The sequence below is a fragment of the Lysinibacillus sp. fls2-241-R2A-57 genome, assembly GCF_030209535.1.
Taxonomy (GTDB): Bacteria; Bacillota; Bacilli; order Bacillales_A; family Planococcaceae; genus Lysinibacillus.
Map to the genome: position 1 here is coordinate 1 of NZ_JARVRU010000218.1, position 2350 is coordinate 2350.

At 30.2% G+C, this 2350-nt stretch carries 2 protein-coding genes; both read left to right on the forward strand.

Annotated elements, in window-relative coordinates:
- Positions 1-69: 69 nt before the first annotated feature.
- Positions 70-633, forward strand: a complete 564-nt coding sequence (locus QRN68_RS25985) for a PTS sugar transporter subunit IIB domain-containing protein (RefSeq protein WP_285400283.1) — start codon at positions 70-72, stop codon at positions 631-633.
- Between the two features lie 552 nt (positions 634-1185).
- A complete protein-coding gene (locus tag QRN68_RS25990) occupies positions 1186-1473 on the forward strand; it encodes a late competence development ComFB family protein (protein WP_285400284.1) in 288 nt (95 codons plus the stop codon).
- Positions 1474-2350 lie beyond the last annotated feature (877 nt).

The following is a 2350-nucleotide window of genomic DNA, read 5'->3' on the forward strand; positions in this document are numbered from 1 at the left end:
GCCATTTGTCGTGCGTACCGTGAGGTGCGCATATTTTTTTGAATTCGGGCTTACAGAGATTTTATATCTATGTTAGATAATAAATTTGGTAATTATTTCATTAAAGATGAGGAATTTATCTATTCAATTATTCTATACTTTAGTAAGAAAGTACATATTTTAAATTTGCTTTCTTATATTCCAGGTAATAAAAAAAACACTACATCTTCTATGAAAAAACAACACTTTAAAACTTTTCTGAAAGTTAAGGACGTATATATAGATTGGGTACGAAAGCATAAAATAACTAATCATGTACCAGATGAAGAAATTATTAATATAGTAATGTACATAGAAGCTTCTCGAATTTCTAATGAATTTAGACCCAAAAAAACTCTTATCATTGCAGGAGAAGGAAGAGGCTGGAAAAAATATATTTCAGCGAAATTAAAGAATCAATTTGGAAATAAAATAGAATTTCCACCTCTTATTTCGACTAACTTAGCAGAAGAAAAAGAGTTGGAAGTAGATTATGATATAGATTTTATTATTTCTACTATACCGCTTAGAATAAAATCACATCCGGTCATACAAATCCAGCCTTTTGTAACAGAGCGGGATATTGATAATATAGGTAAATATATATATGAATAAGTGACATTACAACCATCCTCCAAATGAAACGCCCTGTAAAAGTTAGACCACAAAATCTAACTATTGCGGGGCGTTTTATGTTCAAATTTTTTCTGATGAAGATTGGCATTTTCACGTATCTAATCCTTGTCATATTTTATTGTTTCGCTGTGCTCCTACTGTTCACCTGTTTAATTGCGATTCGTAATTCATTTACTATGTTAATCCCTTAGATATTAGTAGGTTCGATGGCTAGTTTAATAAATAACTTTCCAATTATGGGGATACAGAATTTAATTAATGAAACATTTTTATAACAACTGTTAAAAAGTGTAAATAGGACCATTTGGAACGCTTCTATTTAGGTAATTACATAGATAATTAAGAGGTCATACCTAACAAAATGTACCTAGTAGTAGGTAAAATTTAATAGGATGATTTTCGTGTAATTCTATATAATTTTACTTAGAAGAAGCCAGTTGGCTAGATATTCTTGAGCAAGGCTTTGTTAACACTATTATCGTTTCAGGAATAGTACAACAATAAAATATAAAATGAGGTGAAGGTTTGAATATGTCAAATCCTATTTTAGTAAATGTTACAGAAGAAATTGTGCGTGGTTTAGTGCGTTTTCTACTACAAGGACCGGAATATCAAACATTTTGTAAATGTGAAATCTGTGAACTTGCCGTAGTAGCACATACAATGAATGAATTGCCAAACACGTATGTTACATCTAATGAATACCGAGATGTAGCGTTTGAAATTATGAAAACTCCTGAAAATCTGAAATTAATCAATAAAGAGATTATTCATGCATTACATGCGGAAAATAATCATCCTCAACCAATATCTTTATAATTGAAACATCTAGATCCCAAGAGAGCCAAAATTATTTATATGCTAAAGGGAGTACACATTCAGGACAAATAGTAGAAAGAACATACCTTCTTAAATGCTCCTGTGTTTGCGACATAACTAAGTATTGAATATTGTACATGTCACAAGAAGATTTGTTACTCAAATGAATAGAAGTCAAACTTGTATTTCAAATTATGAAATGAACAATATATATGTCGTAATCTTTGTGTACTTATTTCCTTCAGCCAGTATTACCTTTAGTTTTTAAAAAAATGTCTTACTGGTGAGATTCCTATCAGTTTTACACAATTAACAAAAGGAAATAAATTAGCCTTAAGGACTGTAAGAAGATATGCACCAGATTTATGTAAAAAGTAAGTACACGATATAAAGAATATTTAACAATGATAATAGAAAGAATTTTGTAGGATGTTCGAAAGGCAGCGGTGGGTTTGCATAAGAATGGTTTATTTCCAAGTAAGGAAAGAATACATAGAAAAATAGGTAGTAGCGTATTTTTAGAAGATGAGATCAGATTGAAATGGAAAGACATAGTAAGAGTTTTAGGATATAAAATAGATTAGATAGCTTTACTTTTAAATAAATCCAGAAAATATTTATCAATTATTTGGTTACCTTTCAAATGTGAAAAAGTGTAATCAAATGACAGGAATTTTGTTATATCCCCAAACATCGAAGGAGATTAATCAAGTATTTGAGATGAATGGATATTTGATAAAAGTTTTAACAGTAGACTTAAATAAAAATTGGCAAGAAATTAGAGAACGATTGCTACAAATAATCCGGGATTAACAGTTGCTGCGTAAGCCCGAAATATAAAAAAGCGCACCTTTTCGGTACGCACAACGAATAGCCG

Bases quoted from the DNA above. Each gene is read 5' to 3' on its own strand.
- QRN68_RS25985 (WP_285400283.1), top strand. From the start codon at position 70: ATGTTAGATAATAAATTTGGTAATTATTTCATTAAAGATGAGGAATTT.
- QRN68_RS25990 (WP_285400284.1), top strand. From the start codon at position 1,186: ATGTCAAATCCTATTTTAGTAAATGTTACAGAAGAAATTGTGCGTGGT.